Here is an 18,135-nt window from a genome sequence, read left to right on the forward strand (position 1 = left end):
CGCGGTGAGAACGGGAACCCGCGCACTGCGCACGACCCTCGCGGCCCTCCTGGCGGCGACCTGCCTGAGCGGCGCGGCTCAGGCAGGTCCCGCACCCACACCCCCGGCCGCCCCGACCACCTCGACCCCGCCGGCCACCACAACGCCGGCGGCCACCTCGACCCCGCCGGCCACCACAACGCCGCCCTCGACCCCGCCCGATCCCTCAACCCCGCCGGACCCCTCAACCCCGCCGGCCGCCGCCACCCCGCCCGCGTCGGCCACACCCTCCACACCCGCCCCACCCGTCGAGCCGGCGGCAGCCGCGGGCAAGGCCGCGCAGGACGCGGCGGTCACCCAAGCGCGCGACACCGGCAAGCCCGTCCCCGTCGACGCCCTGGGCACCGAGGACACCGAGGTCGTCGCCAACCCCTCCGGCACCCTCACCGCCACGATGTACTCCCGCCCGGTCCGGGTCCGCACCGCGACCGGCTGGGCCCCGCTGTCCGCCACCGAGGCCGCCGAAAGCCCGTCGTGGGGCGAGAAACGGCACTGGACCCTGCTGTCCCACGACACCGCCACCGGCGCGAAGGCCGCCTACTGGGACTCCCAGCACATCGGCCGCGTCGGCCGCTCCCGCGGCGACAACCTGCGCTGGCGCTCCTACTACGAGCTCAACACCTCCGCCATCGCGGGCAAGCACCTCGTCCGCGCCGAACTCCAGATCTACCAGTGGTGGTCGGAGTCCTGCGACCCGCAGCCGGTCGAGCTGTGGCACATCGGCACCATCAGCCCCGCCACCACCTGGGGCGACTCGACCCCGTTCCTGCGCAAGGTCGCCGAGAACACCACGTCCAAGGGCTTCGACCCGGTCGCCTGCCCGCACGGCCGCGTCGGGTTCGACGTCCGGGACCTGATGGTCGAGGCGGCGACCGGCCGCTGGGCCACCACCACGGTCGCGCTCAAGGCCCGCGAGGACGGCGACTCCTACGGCGCCAAGGAGTTCCTGGACCGCGAGGTCGCCGAGCTGGGCCTGAAGGACTCCGTGCTGGCGGTCGTCGGCGAGTACAACGCGATCCCCGAACCCGCGTCCCAGCTCACCGTCCACGGCAAGGCGTGCGCCGAGGGCGTGCTGGTCAACTCCACCACCCCCAAGCTGTCCGCCCGCATCGACGACCCGGACGGCAAGACCGGCCGCCCGATCCGCGGCGTCTTCCGCTGGTGGGAGGACACCGGCGCGCCGCCCACCGCCGTCTCCACCGCCGCCACCGACTACGGCGAACCCCGCACCGTCGAGGTCCCCGTCCCGGCCACCCAGCCGCTGCGCGACGGCGCGACCTACCAGTTCGGCGTCACCGTGGACGACCGGCTCGACGCCGGACCGGACCGCCCGTGGTGCCGCTTCACCGTCGACCGGACCGCACCCACCACCGTGCCCACGATCTCGTCGGCGGAGTACCCGCCAACCGGCGCGCCCGTCTACACCAGGGGTTCGTTCGTGCTCGACGCGGGCGGCGACCAGGACGTGGTCGGGTTCCGCTACGGCATCGGCCGCACGGCGTCGGCGACGATCCCGGTCACCGCCGACGCGCCCGGCGGCAAGGTCGTCGTCCCGTACACCGCGACCGAGCCCACCCCGCCGAACATCACGAACTCCGTGGTGGCCAGGGCCGTCGACCGCGCGGGCAACGAAGGCCCGTCGCGCACCTACAAGTTCACCGTCAGCCCGCTCGTGACCACCGCCTACGCCCACTGGAACGCCAACTCCGTCGTCGGCGGCAAACTGCTCGACACCAGCGCGAAAGCGCTGTCCACCCGCATCGACGCGACCGTGTCCGGCCCGGTGACCACCACCAGGGACCGGCTCGGCACCCTCGCCGCGATCCACCTCGACGGCACGTCCTCGCACGCCCAGACCGCGACCCCGGTGGTCCAGCCGACCGCGCAGGGCACGTTCGGCAGCTTCACCGCCATGGCCTGGGTCAAGCTCGACCGCATGGACGACTGGGCCACCGCCCTCAGCCAGGACGGCACCGTCCACAGCGGATTCGCGTTGAAGTACAACCACTTCCCGCGCGGCTGGCAGTTCGGCATGGAACGCGCGGACGGCACCACCGACCGCGCCACCTCCACCGCCGACTCCACCGCCCTGCCCCGGATCGGCGTGTGGACCCACCTGGCCGGCGTCTACGACCACGCGGCGGGCAAGATCCGGCTGTACGTCAACGGCAAGCTCGCCGCCGAGGCCGACCACACCAGCACCTGGCACGCCGGCGGCCCCACCGCCCTCGGCCGGGCCCGGTACCACGGCGTGGCGGACGACTTCTGGCCCGGCGACCTGGACGAGCTCCAGATCCACCCGTGGGCGGCGGGCGAGGCCGAGGTCAAGCACCGGGCGGGGTCGCCGTCGTTCGCGCCCACCGCCAAGTGGGCGTTCAACGAGGGCGCGGGCGGCACCGGCGCGGACCTGTCCGGCAGCGGCCACACCCTCGGCCTGACCGGCGCGACCTGGGCGGCGCCGGGCCGGTCCGGGGCGGGCGCGTTGCGCCTGGACGGGCGGGAGGGCCACGCGGGCACCAGCGGGCCGGTCGCGCCCCGCGCCGCGGGCGGCACGTTCGACAGCTTCACCGTGATGGGCTGGGTCAAGTTGACCGAACTGGACAGCTGGGCGTGGGCGGTCAGCCAGGACGGCCGCCGCGACAGCGGGTTCACGCTGGGCTACTCGTCCTACCCGCGCGGCTGGAGCTTCGGCATGTCCGACGCGGACGCCGACGGAGGCGGCGGGGACGGGTACGTGGTCGCCGACGGCACCCCGCAGGTCGGCGTGTGGACGCACCTGGCCGGCGTCTACGACCACTCAGCCGGGAGGATCACGTTGTACGTCAACGGAAGGCTCGCGAAGACCGAGGAGCATCGCAGCACCTGGCACGCCGAAGGCGCCCTGGTGGTCGGACGGGGCAAGAACGACGGCTGGCTCACCGACTTCTGGCCGGGCGAGATCGACGACGTCCAGGTGAGTCCCGGAGTCCTCGGGCCGGCCGAGGTCGCCGGCGCCATGGCCGGGCCCACCTTCGCCGCCGGCGGCCAGTGGCGGCTGGACGACAACGCCACCGACGCGACCGGCCACGGCCACGGCCTCGCCCTGTGGAACGGCGCGTCCTGGACCGCCGGCAAGACGAACGCCGGCCTGCGCCTGGACGGCGTCTCGGGCCACGCCTACACGGCGGGTCCGGTGGCGGACCCGGCGGACAGCTTCACCGTGGCGGCGTGGGTGAAGCTGGACGCGGTGGACCGGGCGCAGACCGTGCTGAGCCAGGACGGCCCGGCCCGCAGCGGGTTCCGGCTGCACCACGACAAGGCGTGGATGTTCACCATCGCCGGCGACGGCACCGTGCCGGACGCGGTCCTGAAAGGCACGACACCGCCCAGAGCGGGGGAGTGGACGCACCTCGCGGGCGTCTACGACCGGTCCAGGAACACGGTGCGGCTGTTCGTCGACGGCCGCCTGCAGGCCAGTGCGACCTACACCAGCGTCGCCCGCGCCGAGCAGGGGCTCGTGATCGGGCGCGGCCGGCACGACGGGTGGTGGGTGGACCACCTCGCGGGCGTGGTGGACGAGGTGGAGGCCCGACCCGTCGCGCTGGAGCCGGCCGACGTCTGGGCGCTCAGCGGGGTCGTGCCCAAGGCGTTCTGGGCCAACCAGCCGGTGAAGGTCGAGGACCTCACCACGGCGGAAAGCGCCCTCCCGGTCAGCGGGCTGACCCCGGACACGCTCGCCGAGCTGAGCGTCTCCGTGGAGGTCAAGCACACCTACCGCGGCGACCTCGTGCTGCGCCTGGTCGCGCCGGACGGCACCGACTACCTGCTGGAGGACCTGCTGGGCGGCGGGGACGTGGACGACTTCGCCAAGACCTACCGGTTCAACGCCTCCGCCGAGCAGGCCAACGGCACGTGGAAGCTGCGCGTGGAGGACAGGGTCCTGGGCGACACCGGGACGCTGGTCAAGTGGGGCATCGCCGCGCCGGTGAGCAACCTCGCGCCGGTGTCCGCGCCGTGGCCGAAGATCGCCGGCAGCTCGTTCGCCGTCGGGAACAACACGACCACCGAGCGGTCGGTGACCGTGTCCGGGGTCCCGGGCAACGCGCCGAGCAACCTCACCCTCGCGCTGGACACGACGTGGAGCTGGGCGAGCGACCTGACCGTGTCCCTGGTGTCCCCGGACAACAAGGAACACGTGCTGCACAACGGTTCCCAGCCGCAACCGCCCCCGGTCGACGACGCGTGCGGCCGGCAGCCCGACCCGTACACGCTGCGCAAGTCCTACCAGCTCAACGCGGCCGCGGTGGTCGCGAACGGCGTGTGGAAGCTGCGGATCAAGCACACCAGCACCAGCGGCGCGCCCACGGTGAACGCGTGGAGCCTGTCCGCGCCGATCAACCTCACCGCGTCGGACACCGCGCCGGACACGAAGTTCGCCAACCCGACCGACGTGGCCCTGGACGGGTACTGGACGACCAGCGCGGCCACCGTGTGCGGCCTCGCCGGCGCGACGGCCCGCGACCTGCGGATCGCCGTGGACGTGCGGCACCCGAACCGGGGCGACCTGCGGCTGGAGCTGGAGGCGGCGGAGGGCGCGGCGACGTACCTGCTGGAGGAGGTGCCCGACGGCGACACCGGGGACAACGTCCAGAAGACCTACCAGCTCCCCGGGGTGGCGCAGTTGGCCAACGGGACGTGGCACCTGAGGGTGATCGACGCCCGGGACCAGTGGGCCGGGACGATCAACGAGTGGAGCATCCAGCTGCTGCCCAGCGCGCAGGCGGAGTTCGCGGCGGGCTGGAAGGCGGAGAACACCACCGATGTGTCCATTGTGGACGACGGGTGGACCGAGTCGCCCATCACGGTGGACAAGCCGACCGGCATGGCGCCCAAGGTGTGGCGGGTGGCCGTGGACATCAAGCACACCCACCGCGGTGACCTGGCGCTGTACCTGGAGGCGCCCGACGGCACCGGCTACCTGTTGGAGGACTTGACCGGCACCGCGGACGTCGATGACCTGGCCAAGTCGTACACGGTGAACGCGTCCTCCGAACGCGCGCACGGGGTGTGGAAGCTCAAGGTGCTCGACGCGGTGTGGGGCGACGTCGGCACGATTGACGCGTGGAGCCTGTCGGTGGTGGACTTCCCGTTGGCGCTGACCGAGACCCGGGTTCCGGTGGCCGACCTGGGCGTGGGGGAGAGCCCGCTGACCGTGGCCGGCACCGGCAACGCCCCCAACGGGATGCAGGTGCAGGCGGCCGTCACCCACCCCAAACCCGAGCAGCTGGTGGTCACCCTCATCGCCCCGGACACCACCCCGTACACCCTGCACGACAAGAAGACCGTCCTGCCCAGGCTGTTCCGGGTGGACGCGACGTCGGAACCACTGAGCGGCAAGTGGACGCTGCGGGTGCAGGACACCGTCTCCGGCGAGACCGGCACCATCGAGTCGTGGAGCTTGGTGCTCGCCCCGGCCGTGGCCTGGCCCCAGATGCGCGGGTCGTCCTTCGCCGTGGACGCCACCGGGTCGGGCACCGGCAGCGCCCGGGTCTCCACCCTCTCCGGCAACGCGCCCACCGACCTGCGGCTGACGGTCGAGACGTCGTACTACTGGGTCAGCGAACTCCAGATCTCGCTGATCGCGCCGGACGGTACGTCATATCTCGTACATGATCGCGCCGCGACGATGCCGGGGACGTTCACCGTGGACGCGTCGGCCGAGGTGGCGAACGGGTCGTGGAAGCTGTCCGTGGTGCGGCACAGCAGCAGCGGCGCGGTGTCGATCACTGGGTGGAGTCTGTGGTCGCCGGTGAACCAGCAGGCCACGGCCGCCGGTCCGGTGACGAAGTTCGCCAACGGCTCGGACGTGGCGCTGCCCGACGACGGTTGGTCGTCGGCGACCACGTCGGCGTGGGCGACGGGCGTGCCCGGGACGGAGGCGAAGGACGTCCGGGTGGCCGTGGACGTCAAGCACCCCAACCGCGGCGACCTGAAACTCGAACTGCGCACCCCCGACGACGCCGCCACGTACCTGTTGGAGGACTTCCCCGACAGCGACACCGGTGACGACGTGGTCAAGACCTACCACGTGCCGGGCGTCGCGCAAATCGCCAACGGCGGCTGGGACCTGGTCGTCACCGACCTCAAGACGGGCAACACCGGCACCGTGGACGGCTTCAGCGTCCAGCTCCTGTCGAGCCCCCAGTCCACCCTGCCCGCGACCTGGCGGGTGGAGAACGGCGCCGACACGTCGATCCCCGACTACGGCGTGGTCGAATCCCCGCTCACCGTCTCGGGCCTGACCGGCATGGCCCCACGCGAGTGGGACGTCACCGTGGGCGTCAAGCACACCTACCGAGCGGACCTGGTCCTGCACCTGGTCGCCCCGGACGGCACCGCCTACCTCCTGGAGGACTTCACCGGCAGCGGCGACGCGGACGACGTGGCGAAGACCTACACGTTCAACGGTTCCGCCGAGTCAGCCAACGGCGTGTGGAAGCTCCGCGTCCGGGACAGGGTCTGGGGCGATACGGGCCATGTGGACACGTGGAGCCTGTCCGCGGCGCCCACCGGCACACCCACGCCCGCCGTCGTGTGGCCCGAACTGCGCGGTTCGTCGCTGCGCGTGGAGGGCACCACCAGCGGCGTGACCGGCACGTCGTCGGTACGCGTGGCCGGCGTCCCCGGCAACGCCCCCGCCGACCTGCGCCTGTCCCTGGCCACCTCCTACTACTGGCTGACCGAACTGCGCATCACCCTGATCGCCCCGGACGGCACGTCGTACCTCATACATGATCACGGCAGCACGATGGCGAGCACGTTCACCGTGGACGCGTCATCGGAGGTCGCGAACGGCCGGTGGCAACTCTCGGTGCGCCGGGACAGCACCAGCGGCACCGTGGACATCACCTCATGGAGCCTGTGGTCGGCGGCGAACAAGCAGGCGACACCGGCCTCGCCGCCCACCAAGTGGTGGAACGGCGGTGACGTCACCATTCCCGACGACGCCTGGGCCACCGCCGAAAGCTCGGTGACGATCGCGAACGTCGCCGGCAACGCCCCGCAAGGCACGCGCGTCGCGGTGGACATCAAGCACACCAACCGAGGTGACCTCAAGCTCGACCTGATCGCCCCGGACGGCAGCGCCTACCTCCTGGAGGACATCCCCAACAACGACACCACCGACCACGTCTTCAAGACGTACCTGGTGGACGCGTCCGCCGAGAAGGCGGCAGGCACGTGGCGGCTGCGTGCGTTCGACGCGGTGACCGGCAACACCGGCACCATCGACGGCTGGAGCCTGCACCTGGGCGGCCTGCAAGCCGTAGCCCCCGGCACCGTCTTCGCGAACCGGACGCCGGTCCCCATCGCAGACAACACCACCACCGAATCGACCATCTCGATCACCGGCATCACCGGTCACGTCCCGCCCGGCCTCCGGGTCGCGGTGGCCATCCGGCACCCGTACCGGGGCGACCTGAAACTCGACCTGGTCGCCCCGGACGGCACCCTCTACGCCCTGGAGAACCTGACCGGCAGCAGCGACAACGACGACGTTCTGACCGAGTACGCCGTAGACGCGTCCTCGGAGTTGGCCAACGGCACCTGGCGCCTCCGAACCACGGACACCGCTCCCGGCGACACCGGCACGATCGAATCCTGGTCCCTGACGTTCCCGGCCCCGTCGAAGTACCACACCCAGGACAACACGACCATCCCCGACAACGGCGCTCCGGTCACCAACACCATCCCGGTCACCGGCCGCACCACGCCCACCACCCAGGTCCGCGTGGTGGTGGACATCAAGCACGCCAACCGGGGCGACCTGAAGCTGGACCTGATCGCCCCGGACGGCAGCGTCTACCTCCTGGAGGACATCCCCGACTCCGACACCGGCGACAACGTGCAAGCGACTTACGTGGTGGACGCGACAGGGGAGACCCCAACCGGCGGCTGGTCCCTACGAGCCCAGGACACCGCCGCCGGCACCACGGGCACGATCGACTCCTGGAGCCTGACCTTCACCCCTTAGCGGGGCTGAGGATCTGTTCGCGCAGGATGTCCGCGTGGCCGCAGTGCTGGGCCAGTTCGCGCAGCATGTGCAGGTAGACCCAGCGCAACGGGATCGGGCCGCGGCGGTTGCCGTGGAGGAGGTCGTCCAGGCCCAGGGACGCCGTCGCCCGCCGGGACGCCGCGCAGGCCTCGCGGTGCGCGCGCTGGATCGAGGCGACGGTGTCGGTGTCCTCCAGGATGAACGACTCGTCCGGCGTGGCGGGAATACCGATCTCCGCCCGCGACCGTCGGGTGACCGCCTCGTCGAACCACACCTTCTCCACGAAGGTCGCGTGCTTGACCAGCCCGAGCAGGGTCGTCCGCGACGGCACCAACGACCGCCGGGCCTGCTCCTCGCTCAACCCGTCGAGGCAGGCGTTGAGCGCCCGGCGGTGCTCGTCGAGGAACACCTCGAACTGGGCGCGGAACGGGTCGTTCAGGATGTCCTCAGTGGACACGGATGCGGTGCTGGACATACCCGAATCATAGATGCCCTTTATTCCAGTGCTCATGAATGTTTCAGTGCTGATCAAAGAGCGGAATATTGTGTCCGCCGTGGGCTGGGATTGGTGTCGGGACGTTCTTCGTCTGCACCTGACGAACCGGCACCCGAACGCGATGGCGGCGCTCCGCGCGGGAACTCGCCAACATTCGTCACCCGCGTGGACCGCACGCTCGCCCTGCACGGCGAACTCACCGCGAGGTTGCCTCGATCCGTTGGCTGAGGCGCTGCGCGTCCAGCTCCCGGTGTTGCCGGCGGTACATCGTCGAGGCCTCACGCCAAGCGGTCAGTGCGCGCGGCACGTTCCCGTTCGCGGCGTGCGTGTCGCCGAGGCGGGCGAGCGTGTCGGCGTAGTCGTACGAGGCCCCGGCCTCCTCGAACCGGAGGAGGGCCTGTTCGTAGTGGCCGGCCGCGGTGTCGTGCCGGCCCGCCAGGTGGGCGATGTAGCCGAGGCTGTCCAGGACGCGGGCTTCGGCGTCCCGGTCGTCGTGCCGGCGGGTGATCTCCAGGGCTTCCTCGCAGAACCGTTGGGCCGGTTCGAGGTCGTCGACCCTCGCGGCGTACCAGCCGGCTTGGTTGAGCGCGTGCGCCTCCCGCATCGGGACACCCAGCGTCCGCAGGACTTCCAGCGCGCTGGTGGCGTGGTGCAGGGCCGCGTGGTCGTCGCCCTGTTGTTCGCGGACCCAGGCGAGGCTTTGGTGGACGCTCGCCTGCCCGGACGGGTCGGCGCAGAGCCCGAGTGACCGTTCCAAGTGGACGATGGCCTCGTCCAGCGCGCCGGTGCGGGCCAGGGCCGTGCCCAGCCGCCACGACGTGAGGGCGCGGGCGTCGGGTTGTCCGCTGTCGTCGGCGGCGTCGTCGGCGGTCCGCCACACCGCCACCTGGTCGGCGATCAGGCCTTGCCGCCGCTGGAAGGTGTCCAGCGCCCACGCCAGCTCCCACACGTGGTGGTGGCTGCCCAGCCGCCGCGCGGCCTGTTGGGCGGCCAGGAGGTTGGCGTGTTCGGCGGTCAACCACGCCAGCGCCGCCGGTTCGTCGGTGATGTCCGGAGTGGACGGTGCCCCGCCCAGCACGGCCGGGTGCTCGTGCGGGTAGAGGACCGCTTCGGCGGCGCGACCGGTTCGCGCGTAGTGGTCGATCAGGCGCAAGGTCGGGCGGGGGTCGGTGTGGGCGCGTTCGGTGGCGTAGGCGCGGACCAGGTCGTGCATGCGGTAGCGGCCGGGGGTGTGCTGGCGGACCAGGTGCCCGGTTTCGAGGTGGCGCAACAGTTCGCGGGCGCGTCGGGGCGGCACGTCCAGGGTGGCGGCCGCGGCCGGCAGGGCGATGTCCGGGCCGGGCGCGGCGGCCAGCCCCGTGAACGCGGTGGCGGCGGCGTCGGGCAGCACGCGGACCGAGGCGTCGAACACCGCGCGCAGGTTGGTGCCGGACCCGTCGGACCCGAGGGCCGTGACGCCGTCGCGCAGCTCGTCCACCAGCACCGACAGCGGGAACTCCGGGTGGGTGGCGGCGCGGGCGGCGATGATGCCCAGGGCGAGCGGCAGCCCGCCGCACCAGCGCAGCAGGTCGGTGACGGCGTCGGGTTCGGCGCGCAGCCGCCGGTCGGACAGGTGGCGGGCGAGCAGTTCCCGCGCCTCGGCGTCGGTGAACACGTCCAGCTCCAGCGTGGGCACCGCGTGGCTGACGGCCAGTCCGGTGAGCCGGTGGCGGGAGGTGATCAGCACGGTGCACGTGCTGCCGCCGGGCAGCAACGGCAGGACGTGTTCGCTGTCGCGGGCGTTGTCCAGCACCACGAGCAGCCGCTTGCCGGCGACCAGGCTCCGGTACAGCGCGGCCCGGCCGTCCGGGTCGGGGGGCACGGACGCGGCGGGCAGGCCCAGCGCCTCCAGGAAGCGGCCGACGCCGGCGGCCGCCGGCACCGGGGCGCCGGTCGGGTCGAACCCGCGCAGGTCGGCGTAGAGGTGCCCGTCGGGGAACCGGTCGGCCGCGCGGTGCGCCCAGTGCAGGGCGAGCGTGGTCTTGCCGGTGCCCGCCGAGCCGACCAGCGCCAGCATCGGGGCTTCGCCGGGGGCGGGGCTCAGCGCCTTGTCCAGGGCCGCGAGCTGGTCGACGCGGCCGACGAAGGTGCGGTGCGTGGCGGGTAGTTGGCGGGGGACCGGCGGTGGTGGGTGCGCGGGCGGTTCGCCTTCCAGGACCTGCTGGTGCAGACCGCGCAGTTGCGGCCCGGGGTCCGTGCCGAGCTCCTCGACCAGCCGGTCGCGGACGAGCCGGTAGTGGCGCAGGGCGTCGGCCTGGCGGCCCGACCGGTACAGCGCGAGGACGAGCTGGCCGGCCAGCCGTTCGTCCAGCGGGTGCCGGTCGGCCAGGTCCGCCAGCACCGGCACGAGCGTGTCGTGGTGTCCCAGGCGCAGCGCGATGTCGTTGCGGTGCAACAAGGTTTGCCACCGCTGTTGCTCCAGCGCGCGGCGCAGCGCGTCCACCCACTCGCCGGTCAACCCGCCCAGCGCCTCACCCCGCCACAGCCCCAGCGCCCGGTCGGCCAGGGCCAGCGCGTCGGGGGCGGCCGCGTCGTGCGCGCGCCCGGCCAGGCGGCGGAACCGGTGCAGGTCCACCCGGTCCTCGTCCACCGGCAGCACGTAACCGGCCGCGGTCCGGTCGATGCGCACGTCCGGGACGTCGGCGAACGCCTGCCGCAGCCGGTAGAGGTAGCCGTAGAGCGTGGTCCGGGCCTTGTTCGGCGGCCGGTCGCCCCACACCCGCTCGACCAGGACGTCCAACGACTGCTGCCGGTTGGGCTCCACCACCAGCGCGGCCAGCACGCACCGCTGCCGCGCGTGCCCCAGCTCGACCCACCTGCCCCCGACCCGCGCGCCCACCTCGCCGAGCAACTGGAACTCCACCGCCATCCGGCACCCCCGGCTAGTGGGGTATCGGGTCGGGTCGGTCGCGGACAAGACCGATCCCAGAACTTCCCCAGATCGCCCGGGAACAATGCGCCGTCCGGCCGAACACGCCGCGCCGCCCCACGCGTGACCGGCGGTGTCGGCGCCGGTTGGCGGCGTTGCGGATCGTGTGGTTCCTCGGCTTGCTCGACGCGCCTCCAGGGCGAACGATGACGACGTGGACCAGCGACTCGGACAGGTGCGCGCGGCCGCGGAGGCCCAGCGGCGGCGGGCCGTCGCGCAACGCGACCACGTCATCGCCCGGTCCGAGCAGTCGTTGGTGGACCTGGAGGTGCGCAAGACCCGCGCCGCGTTGCGGCGGCAGGTGCGGCGCAGGGGCGGGAACGACGCCGCGGTGTTGTTCGACCTCGATTTCCTCGCCGTCGCCGACGAACCCGCCGTCGTGGACACGATCCTCAGGGCCGCGCTCACCGCGACGACCGCGCTGACGTGCGACCTGCAACTGCTCGCCCCCGACGGTGTGCTGCGCATCCGCGCCCAGCACGGGTTCGGCCCCGACTTCCTCGACCACTTCGCCGAGGTCGGCACCGGCTCGCCCACGGCGTGCGGCCTGGCGCTGGCCACCGGCCGACCGGTGGTCGTCACCGACACCGAGCGCAGCCGCGTCTACACCGACCCGGCCGCGGTGGGGCACATGCTCGACGCCGGCAGCCGCGCCCTGGTGTCCCACCCGCTGTGCGATCGCGACGGCGCGGTGCTGGGCGTGTTGTCCTTCCACCACTCCCGCGACGTCCCGCGCGGTGATCTGGCCCTGCTGGCGCTGGGCGCCGGCCGGGCGTTGGCCGGCTGCGGTCACTCCGGGGTGAGCAGGTCGCCTTCGGTGACCGCGGCCAGGGACAGGGTCTTGTAGCCGACCTCGTCGAACAGGACGGTGAGGCGGTCCTGCTCGGTGGACATCACCACGCCCCGGCCCCACTCCTGGTGCCGGACCGCCGTGTTGGCCGGGAAGGTGGCGTCGTCGGGGGCGGGGGAGTCGTCCGGGGCCGTGTCGCAGGTGTCGCAGTTGCCGCACCGCCCGGACCGCTGCCGGCCGAAGTAGCCGAGCAGGAACTGGCGGCGGCAGCCGGTCGTCTCGGCGTAGCCGCGCATCATCTCGATGCGCGACCGGACCAGGCGCTGGTGGGCCTCGCCCAGTTCGACGGCGTCGGCCACGGCCTCCTCGGGGGTGCGGCCGGAGTAGTCCAGGCGTCCGGTGTCGTCGGTGGTGACCGCTCCCGCCTGTTCCAGGAGGTTGACCGCCCTGGTGCGCTGCGCGGTGGAGGTGTCGAGTTCGTCGTCCAGGTCCTCGGGGCGGACGGGGGAGTCGTGGCGGGCGAGGGCGCGCGTGACCTGCCGCAGCGGCTCCAGCGGGGGTTTGGCGGCGGTGAGGAACTTCTGCAGGTGCAGGTCTTCGGGGCGGTAGAACAGGGTGACGGTGGCCGGGTCGCCGTCCCGGCCCGCCCGGCCGACCTGCTGGTAGTAGGAGTCCAGCGAGTCCGGGGCCGAGGCGTGCAGGACGAACCGCACGTCGGGTTTGTCGATGCCCATGCCGAACGCGGAGGTGGCCACGACCACGTCCACGTCGTCGGCGAGGAACCGCCCGTGCACCTGCTCGCGGTCGGCGGCCTTCATGCCCGCGTGGTAGCGCGCGGCCCGCACCCCGGCGTCGGCCAGTTCGGCGGCGTAGCGGTCGGCGTCCTTGCGGCTGGCCACGTACACCAGGCCGCGGCGGGTCGCGGGGTCGGCGGTCAGCTCGCGGACGCGGGCGACGACGGCGGCGCGCTTGTCGGTGTCCTCGGTGAACCGCTCGACCGTCAGGCGCAGGTTGGGCCGGTCGAAGTCGCCGATCACCTCGCGGTGGTCGCGCAGGCCCAGCCGCGTCACGATGTCCTCGCGCACCGGCAGCGCGGCGGTCGCGGTCAGCGCGATCACCCGCGGGTGGCCCAGCCGTTCGACGACCTGGCCCAGGCGCAGGTAGTCGGGCCGGAAGTCGTGGCCCCAGGAGGACACGCAGTGCGCCTCGTCCACCACGAACAACGACACGCCCAGCTCGCCGAGCGCGGCGAGCACGTCGTCCTTGGCCAGCTGCTCGGGCGCGAGGAACAGGTACTCCGCGTCACCCCGGCGCACCGCCCGCCACGCCTGGGTGCGCTCTCCGGCCGCCTGGCTGGAGTTGACCGCCACGGCGTCGGGGACGGCGTTGTCCTCAAGCCCTTCGATCTGGTCGTTCTGGAGGGCGATCAGGGGTGAGACGACCAGGGTCGGGCCGTCCAGCAGCAATGCGGGCACCTGGTAGATGGCCGACTTGCCGGCGCCGGTGGGCAGCACGGCGAGCACGTCGTGCCCGGCCATCACGTGCCGCATGGCGGCCAACTGGTCCTCGTGCAGGTCCGCCCACCCGAACCGCTGCTCGGCGACGCGCTTCAACTCGGCGGTCCGCTCTCGTGCGCTCACCCGAGCCTGATACCCCGGCAGGGGTGCCGGAAACAGCCGCTCTACCGGCTTTCGCCGAACAACCGACCGACGGTGTCGGCGAACCGCCACAGCGTGACCGAGCCGTGCTCGCCCTCGACCGGCGGCAGCAGGCGCACGACCTCCTGGTCGGTGGCCAGCCGGATGCGGTAGCCGGCGGCGTCGTCCCGCTGGCCCGCGCCACCCAGTCGCGTGGTCACCACGACACCGCCCACCCGGCGTTCGTACTGGTTGCTGCCCTGCACCTCGCGGTGGACCAGCTCCGGTTCGTCACCGCGGGCGACGCGCTGGACCAGCGTCACGCCGCTGTAGTCGAGCTCGAAGCCGCCGGCGGAGTGGCGGATCGACGGCGGCCCCGACGGCGGGTGGGGCGGCACGGCGAGCACCCCGCCGGGGGCGTCCACGGCGGCCAGGCGCAGCGCGGCCCGTTCGGCGGTGGTCCGCTCCGGCACGGTCAGACCCGCCCCGACCAGCACCACGGCGACCCCCGCCGCCACGACCCGCGTCACCGGCCACGGGCCCAGCACCGCCGCCACCAGCGCGGCGGGCAGCCCGGCCAGCGGGATCGCCGGCCACAGCGAGCCGGCGCCGAGCGCGGCCACCAGGAACAGGGTCCCGACCGTGCCGCCCACGGTCATCGCCACCGACCAGGCCACGCGCCCCGGCAGCGTCCGGGTCAGCGGGCTCAGGCCCGGGTCCAGCGTCGCCAGCACGAGGAACATCGCGGCGGGCCCGAGCAGCGCCAACGCCGCCGCGAGCGGACTGCTCACCCCGACCGCCAGCGTCACCAGCCACCCGACCAGCACGAACGCCAACACCGCCGTCAACCACACCGCGCCCAGGCGCAGCGCCCGGCGTCCCCCTTGATCACCCACGAGAACCACTGTGGCCGACGCCGGCCGCGCGCGTGCGAGTTTTCCGCCGACATCGCGCCCGCGGCACCGACCCGCCTGCCCGACCGCTGGCCTGATCGCCTGGTGGCCAGGGTCAGCGGAACGCGATCTCACCCGCCGCCGAGCCCGAGTCCAGGCCAAACGGGCACGACGAGACGTCACTGGTCGGCGACCCCTTGGCGGTGACCCGGCGCCCCGGCAGCACCGGGCTGTCGGCGGTGGTGTGACCGGTCAGGACCTGGCCGATGTCGTCGATGACCACGCGGGTGGTGCCGACGGGCTGCCCGGTCCGGCCGTCGCCGTCGTACCAGGTGATCTCCACCGTTCCGCTGACCGCGCCGATGCCCGTGCAGGACGTCTCGGTCCCCGACCCGGTCACGGTCACGCGCGCGGACCTCAGGTTCGGGTGGGTGCCGTCCTGCGAGCCACACCCGTCCAGGGTGCCCGTGCCGGTCGCGTCGATGGTCTTGGGCCGCCAGTTGACGCTCGGCTCGAACCTCAGGTCCACCGCACCACGGCACACCACACCCGCGTCGTCGTCGGACAGACGCGCCCCACGATCGTCGTCCTCGCACGCCACGACCCCGGTGGCGAGGGCGATGGCGGCGAGGGGAACCGTGATGCGGCGGTGTGACCGGGTGGAGTTCATCGCTGCGCTCCTTGGCGTCGAAGGTCGCTACACCGAGCCTGCCCCGATCCGGTTCCACTGTGGACGGGTCATCACCATCCGGGGCCACGATTCCACCCGGCAGGTGTCCAACACTCGGCGGAGGTTGCGGTGTGTCCTCGACACACCCCGCCATCACACGGATGGGTCAACTGTGATCGCTTGATCATGAGGGTTGCTCACATGTTTACTGCCCCGGCACACCCGTTCGGGTGTACTGGGGCACTTAAGGGAGTACTGTGCGTTACATCATCAAGGCGCTGACGTCGATGGCCCTCGCGCTGGCCGTCATCGTCGGCGTCGGCGCGACGCCCGCGTTCGCGGAGTCGTACACGAGCTACGACATCTACGAGACCAACGGCACGAAGCACGCGCGCGTCTGGGGCACCATCACCTGGAAGTCCTGGAACAGCTTCAACATCGCCAAGGCCAACATCTCCGACCTGGCCTGCGACAACCAGCCGGTGTTCTGGTACATCGACGTGGACTACCGCTGGACCGGCACCAAGCGCTTCCACAACGCCGGGTGCAACACCTCGACCTACTGGTCCAACGTGGGCGCCAGCGACATCGAGGGCATCCGCACCATCGTGATCTACGTGTGCCGTGACACGTTCATCCCGGAGTGCGACAGCAAGGCGTTCAGCAACCCGCTGCGGTGAGCCGAGGGGTGGGGAGGCCCCGCCTCCCCACCTTCTCACAACGGCAGGACGTCGAACGCGTTGGGCAGCCCGAGCCCGTAGTGCAGCTGGTCCTCGACCTTGAGCAGCTCGAACTCCGGCACCCGGTGCAGCTCGTGCACCACCGCGCGCGGAGCGCTGGAACCGGCCTCGTCCAACAGCGCGTTCACCGCCAGCCGCGCGGAACTGTTCGCCGACTCCATGCACGCCGCGTTCAGCGGGGCCCGGACGTAGTCGCCGGCGAGGAAGAGGTTCGGCACGGCCGTGCGGGCGCTGGGCCGCCGGTGCCAGGACCCCACCGGCTGGACGACCAGTTCGTCGGCGTTGGTCGGGTTCGGCCCGCCCAGACCACCGAGCCCCGGGTCCAGGAACCACGCCACCAGCGAGGACTCGTCGAGCACCGGCGCGCCCGCGTCGTTGAGGTGCTGCTTGAGCTGGGCCAGGACCTCCTGGAGGATCTGCTCCTCGGTCAACTGCTTCGCCGGGCGGCCGAACAGCACGCCGGGCGCGTCCCAGTCGGAGATGATGACCGACACGCAGTCCGCGGCGCGGCCGTCGCCGTAGTCGGCCCGGAAGTCGCGCTCCGGCCAGAACGCGGCCTGGCTGATCGAGGACAGCGACCACGGCGTGTGGACGTAGTAGACGTGGCCGTGCGCGAGCGGGGTCGGCCGGTCGAAGTAGAGCATCAACCCGGCCATCCACTGCGTTTCCAGCGTCGCCGCGACACGCAACTGCGGGTCGGCCGCCAGCAGTTCTTCGTTCCACACCTTGCGTGCGTGCTCGACGGGCAGTGCGCAGACGTAGAAGTCCGCCTCGACACCGCCGACCTCGTCCCGGTCGTCCCGCACACGCGCCGACGAGATCCGCCCCCGCTGCAACGTCAGGTCTTCCAGCGCCCACCCGACCCGGACCTGCACCCCTAGATCGCGCAGGTGCCGCTCCCACGGGTCGATCCACGCCTCGTTCGTGGGAAGGTCCAGCACGCGGTCCAACGGCCCGTCCGCGCCGCGCCCGAGCAGGGTGAACAGGATGCGTTCGAACACCAGGCCGGCGGTGTGCGCGCTGGCGTCCTCGGTCCGGGTGGAGGACAGCACGAGCGTGGGCCCGTTGACGAAGATCCGCCGGTAGTCCTCGGACTTCCCCCGTGCCCGCAGGAAGTCCGGCCAGGTCGTGTACTCCCACTGGTTGAGCCGACGATCCTCGCAACTGGTCAGGTACACCATCATGCGCTGCGCGAACACCGCCGCCTCGTGCGGCGGCAGGTGGAACGCGGTCTCGACAGCGGCCCGCACCTGCCGCAGCAGCACGTCCGGTGCCAACTGCGGCAACAACCCGCCGGGCAACACCATCGGGACGCGCAGGTCCTCCCGCCCGCCGGAGAACGACGCCAGCATCTCGGTCGCCGTGACCAGGTTGTCGTGCACGCCGCGCCCGTTGCCGGGGAACGGAATCCGCCGCAACGTGTCCGGGAGGTCGCGGTAGAAACCGAAGAAGATCCGGAACCCGTGCTCCGCCGGCAGGTCCCGCCGCCCGCCGACCCCGGTCCCCGGCACCGGCATGCTCCGGCACTTGCCGCCCAACGCCCGCCGCTCGTACAAGGTGACCGAGAACCCGCGCTCAGCCAACTCGTGCGCCGCGGTCATCCCCGCGACCCCGCCCCCGAACACCGCCACCGAGCCGGTGGTCCCGGAAGCCGCCCCGGGCAACGCCACCTCCGCCAACCCGGCCCCGGCACCGGCCAGGAAGACCCGCCGACTGACCCCACCCACAGCCACGCGCCTCCCTCACCACACCCACCACCCGACGCGGCACCGTAACCCCCGACCCACCCCCTTCCGGCCGCGACAACCGGTGCCGGCACCCCGACGGAGCAGACGAACCACCCGTTCGTGCCGCCGCCCGCTCGCACGGT

General features: G+C 72.4%; 9 protein-coding genes. 3 read left to right on the top strand and 6 right to left on the bottom strand.

Annotated elements, in window-relative coordinates:
• Positions 1–4: 4 nt before the first annotated feature.
• On the top strand, positions 5–8,050 hold the full coding sequence (locus AB0A74_RS16065) for a proprotein convertase P-domain-containing protein (RefSeq protein ID WP_358250018.1): 8,046 nt from the start codon (positions 5–7) through the stop codon (positions 8,048–8,050).
• Here the strand turns inward: AB0A74_RS16065 and AB0A74_RS16070 are convergent.
• The gene (locus AB0A74_RS16070) at positions 8,040–8,546 is read right to left on the bottom strand and encodes a DinB family protein (protein ID WP_358250019.1); all 507 of its coding nucleotides are present in this window, start codon (positions 8,544–8,546) and stop codon (positions 8,040–8,042) included. The genes AB0A74_RS16065 and AB0A74_RS16070 overlap by 11 nt on opposite strands.
• Before the next feature lie 217 nt (positions 8,547–8,763).
• Positions 8,764–11,475, bottom strand: a complete 2,712-nt coding sequence (locus AB0A74_RS16075; protein ID WP_358250021.1) for a BTAD domain-containing putative transcriptional regulator — start codon at positions 11,473–11,475, stop codon at positions 8,764–8,766.
• Positions 11,476–11,689: 214 nt separating this feature from the next.
• On the opposite strand from AB0A74_RS16075, the gene AB0A74_RS16080 reads away from it, so the two are divergent.
• Complete coding sequence (locus AB0A74_RS16080; protein WP_358250023.1) at positions 11,690–12,382, top strand: GAF domain-containing protein; 693 nt, start codon at positions 11,690–11,692, stop codon at positions 12,380–12,382.
• Here the strand turns inward: AB0A74_RS16080 and AB0A74_RS16085 are convergent.
• The 3 genes from AB0A74_RS16085 to AB0A74_RS16095 form a co-directional block, all read right to left on the bottom strand.
• The gene (locus AB0A74_RS16085) at positions 12,325–13,965 is read right to left on the bottom strand and encodes an ATP-dependent DNA helicase RecQ (protein ID WP_358250025.1); all 1,641 of its coding nucleotides are present in this window, start codon (positions 13,963–13,965) and stop codon (positions 12,325–12,327) included. The two genes, AB0A74_RS16080 and AB0A74_RS16085, sit on opposite strands and share 58 nt — an antisense overlap.
• A 41-nt stretch (positions 13,966–14,006) precedes the next feature.
• Positions 14,007–14,858: a hypothetical protein gene (locus AB0A74_RS16090; RefSeq protein WP_358250027.1), complete on the bottom strand. Its 852-nt coding sequence runs from the start codon at positions 14,856–14,858 to the stop codon at positions 14,007–14,009.
• Between the two features lie 112 nt (positions 14,859–14,970).
• Positions 14,971–15,525 (bottom strand): hypothetical protein, encoded by a 555-nt coding sequence (locus tag AB0A74_RS16095; RefSeq protein ID WP_358250029.1) that lies wholly within the window; start codon positions 15,523–15,525, stop codon positions 14,971–14,973.
• Positions 15,526–15,782: 257 nt separating this feature from the next.
• On the opposite strand from AB0A74_RS16095, the gene AB0A74_RS16100 reads away from it, so the two are divergent.
• The gene (locus AB0A74_RS16100) at positions 15,783–16,205 is read left to right on the top strand and encodes a hypothetical protein (protein WP_358250031.1); all 423 of its coding nucleotides are present in this window, start codon (positions 15,783–15,785) and stop codon (positions 16,203–16,205) included.
• A gap of 35 nt (positions 16,206–16,240) precedes the next feature.
• On the opposite strand, the gene AB0A74_RS16105 is transcribed toward AB0A74_RS16100, so the two are convergent.
• Complete coding sequence (locus AB0A74_RS16105) at positions 16,241–17,992, bottom strand: FAD-dependent oxidoreductase (protein WP_358250033.1); 1,752 nt, start codon at positions 17,990–17,992, stop codon at positions 16,241–16,243.
• Positions 17,993–18,135: the final 143 nt, after the last annotated feature.

It is taken from the genome of Saccharothrix sp. NPDC042600 (assembly GCF_040647305.1).
Taxonomy (GTDB): domain Bacteria; phylum Actinomycetota; class Actinomycetes; order Mycobacteriales; family Pseudonocardiaceae; genus Actinosynnema; species Actinosynnema mutabilis.

Bases quoted from the DNA above. Each gene is read 5' to 3' on its own strand.
- AB0A74_RS16070 (WP_358250019.1), bottom strand. From the start codon at position 8,546: ATGTCCAGCACCGCATCCGTGTCCACTGAGGACATCCTGAACGACCCG.
- AB0A74_RS16075 (WP_358250021.1), bottom strand. From the start codon at position 11,475: ATGGCGGTGGAGTTCCAGTTGCTCGGCGAGGTGGGCGCGCGGGTCGGG.
- AB0A74_RS16095 (WP_358250029.1), bottom strand. From the start codon at position 15,525: ATGAACTCCACCCGGTCACACCGCCGCATCACGGTTCCCCTCGCCGCC.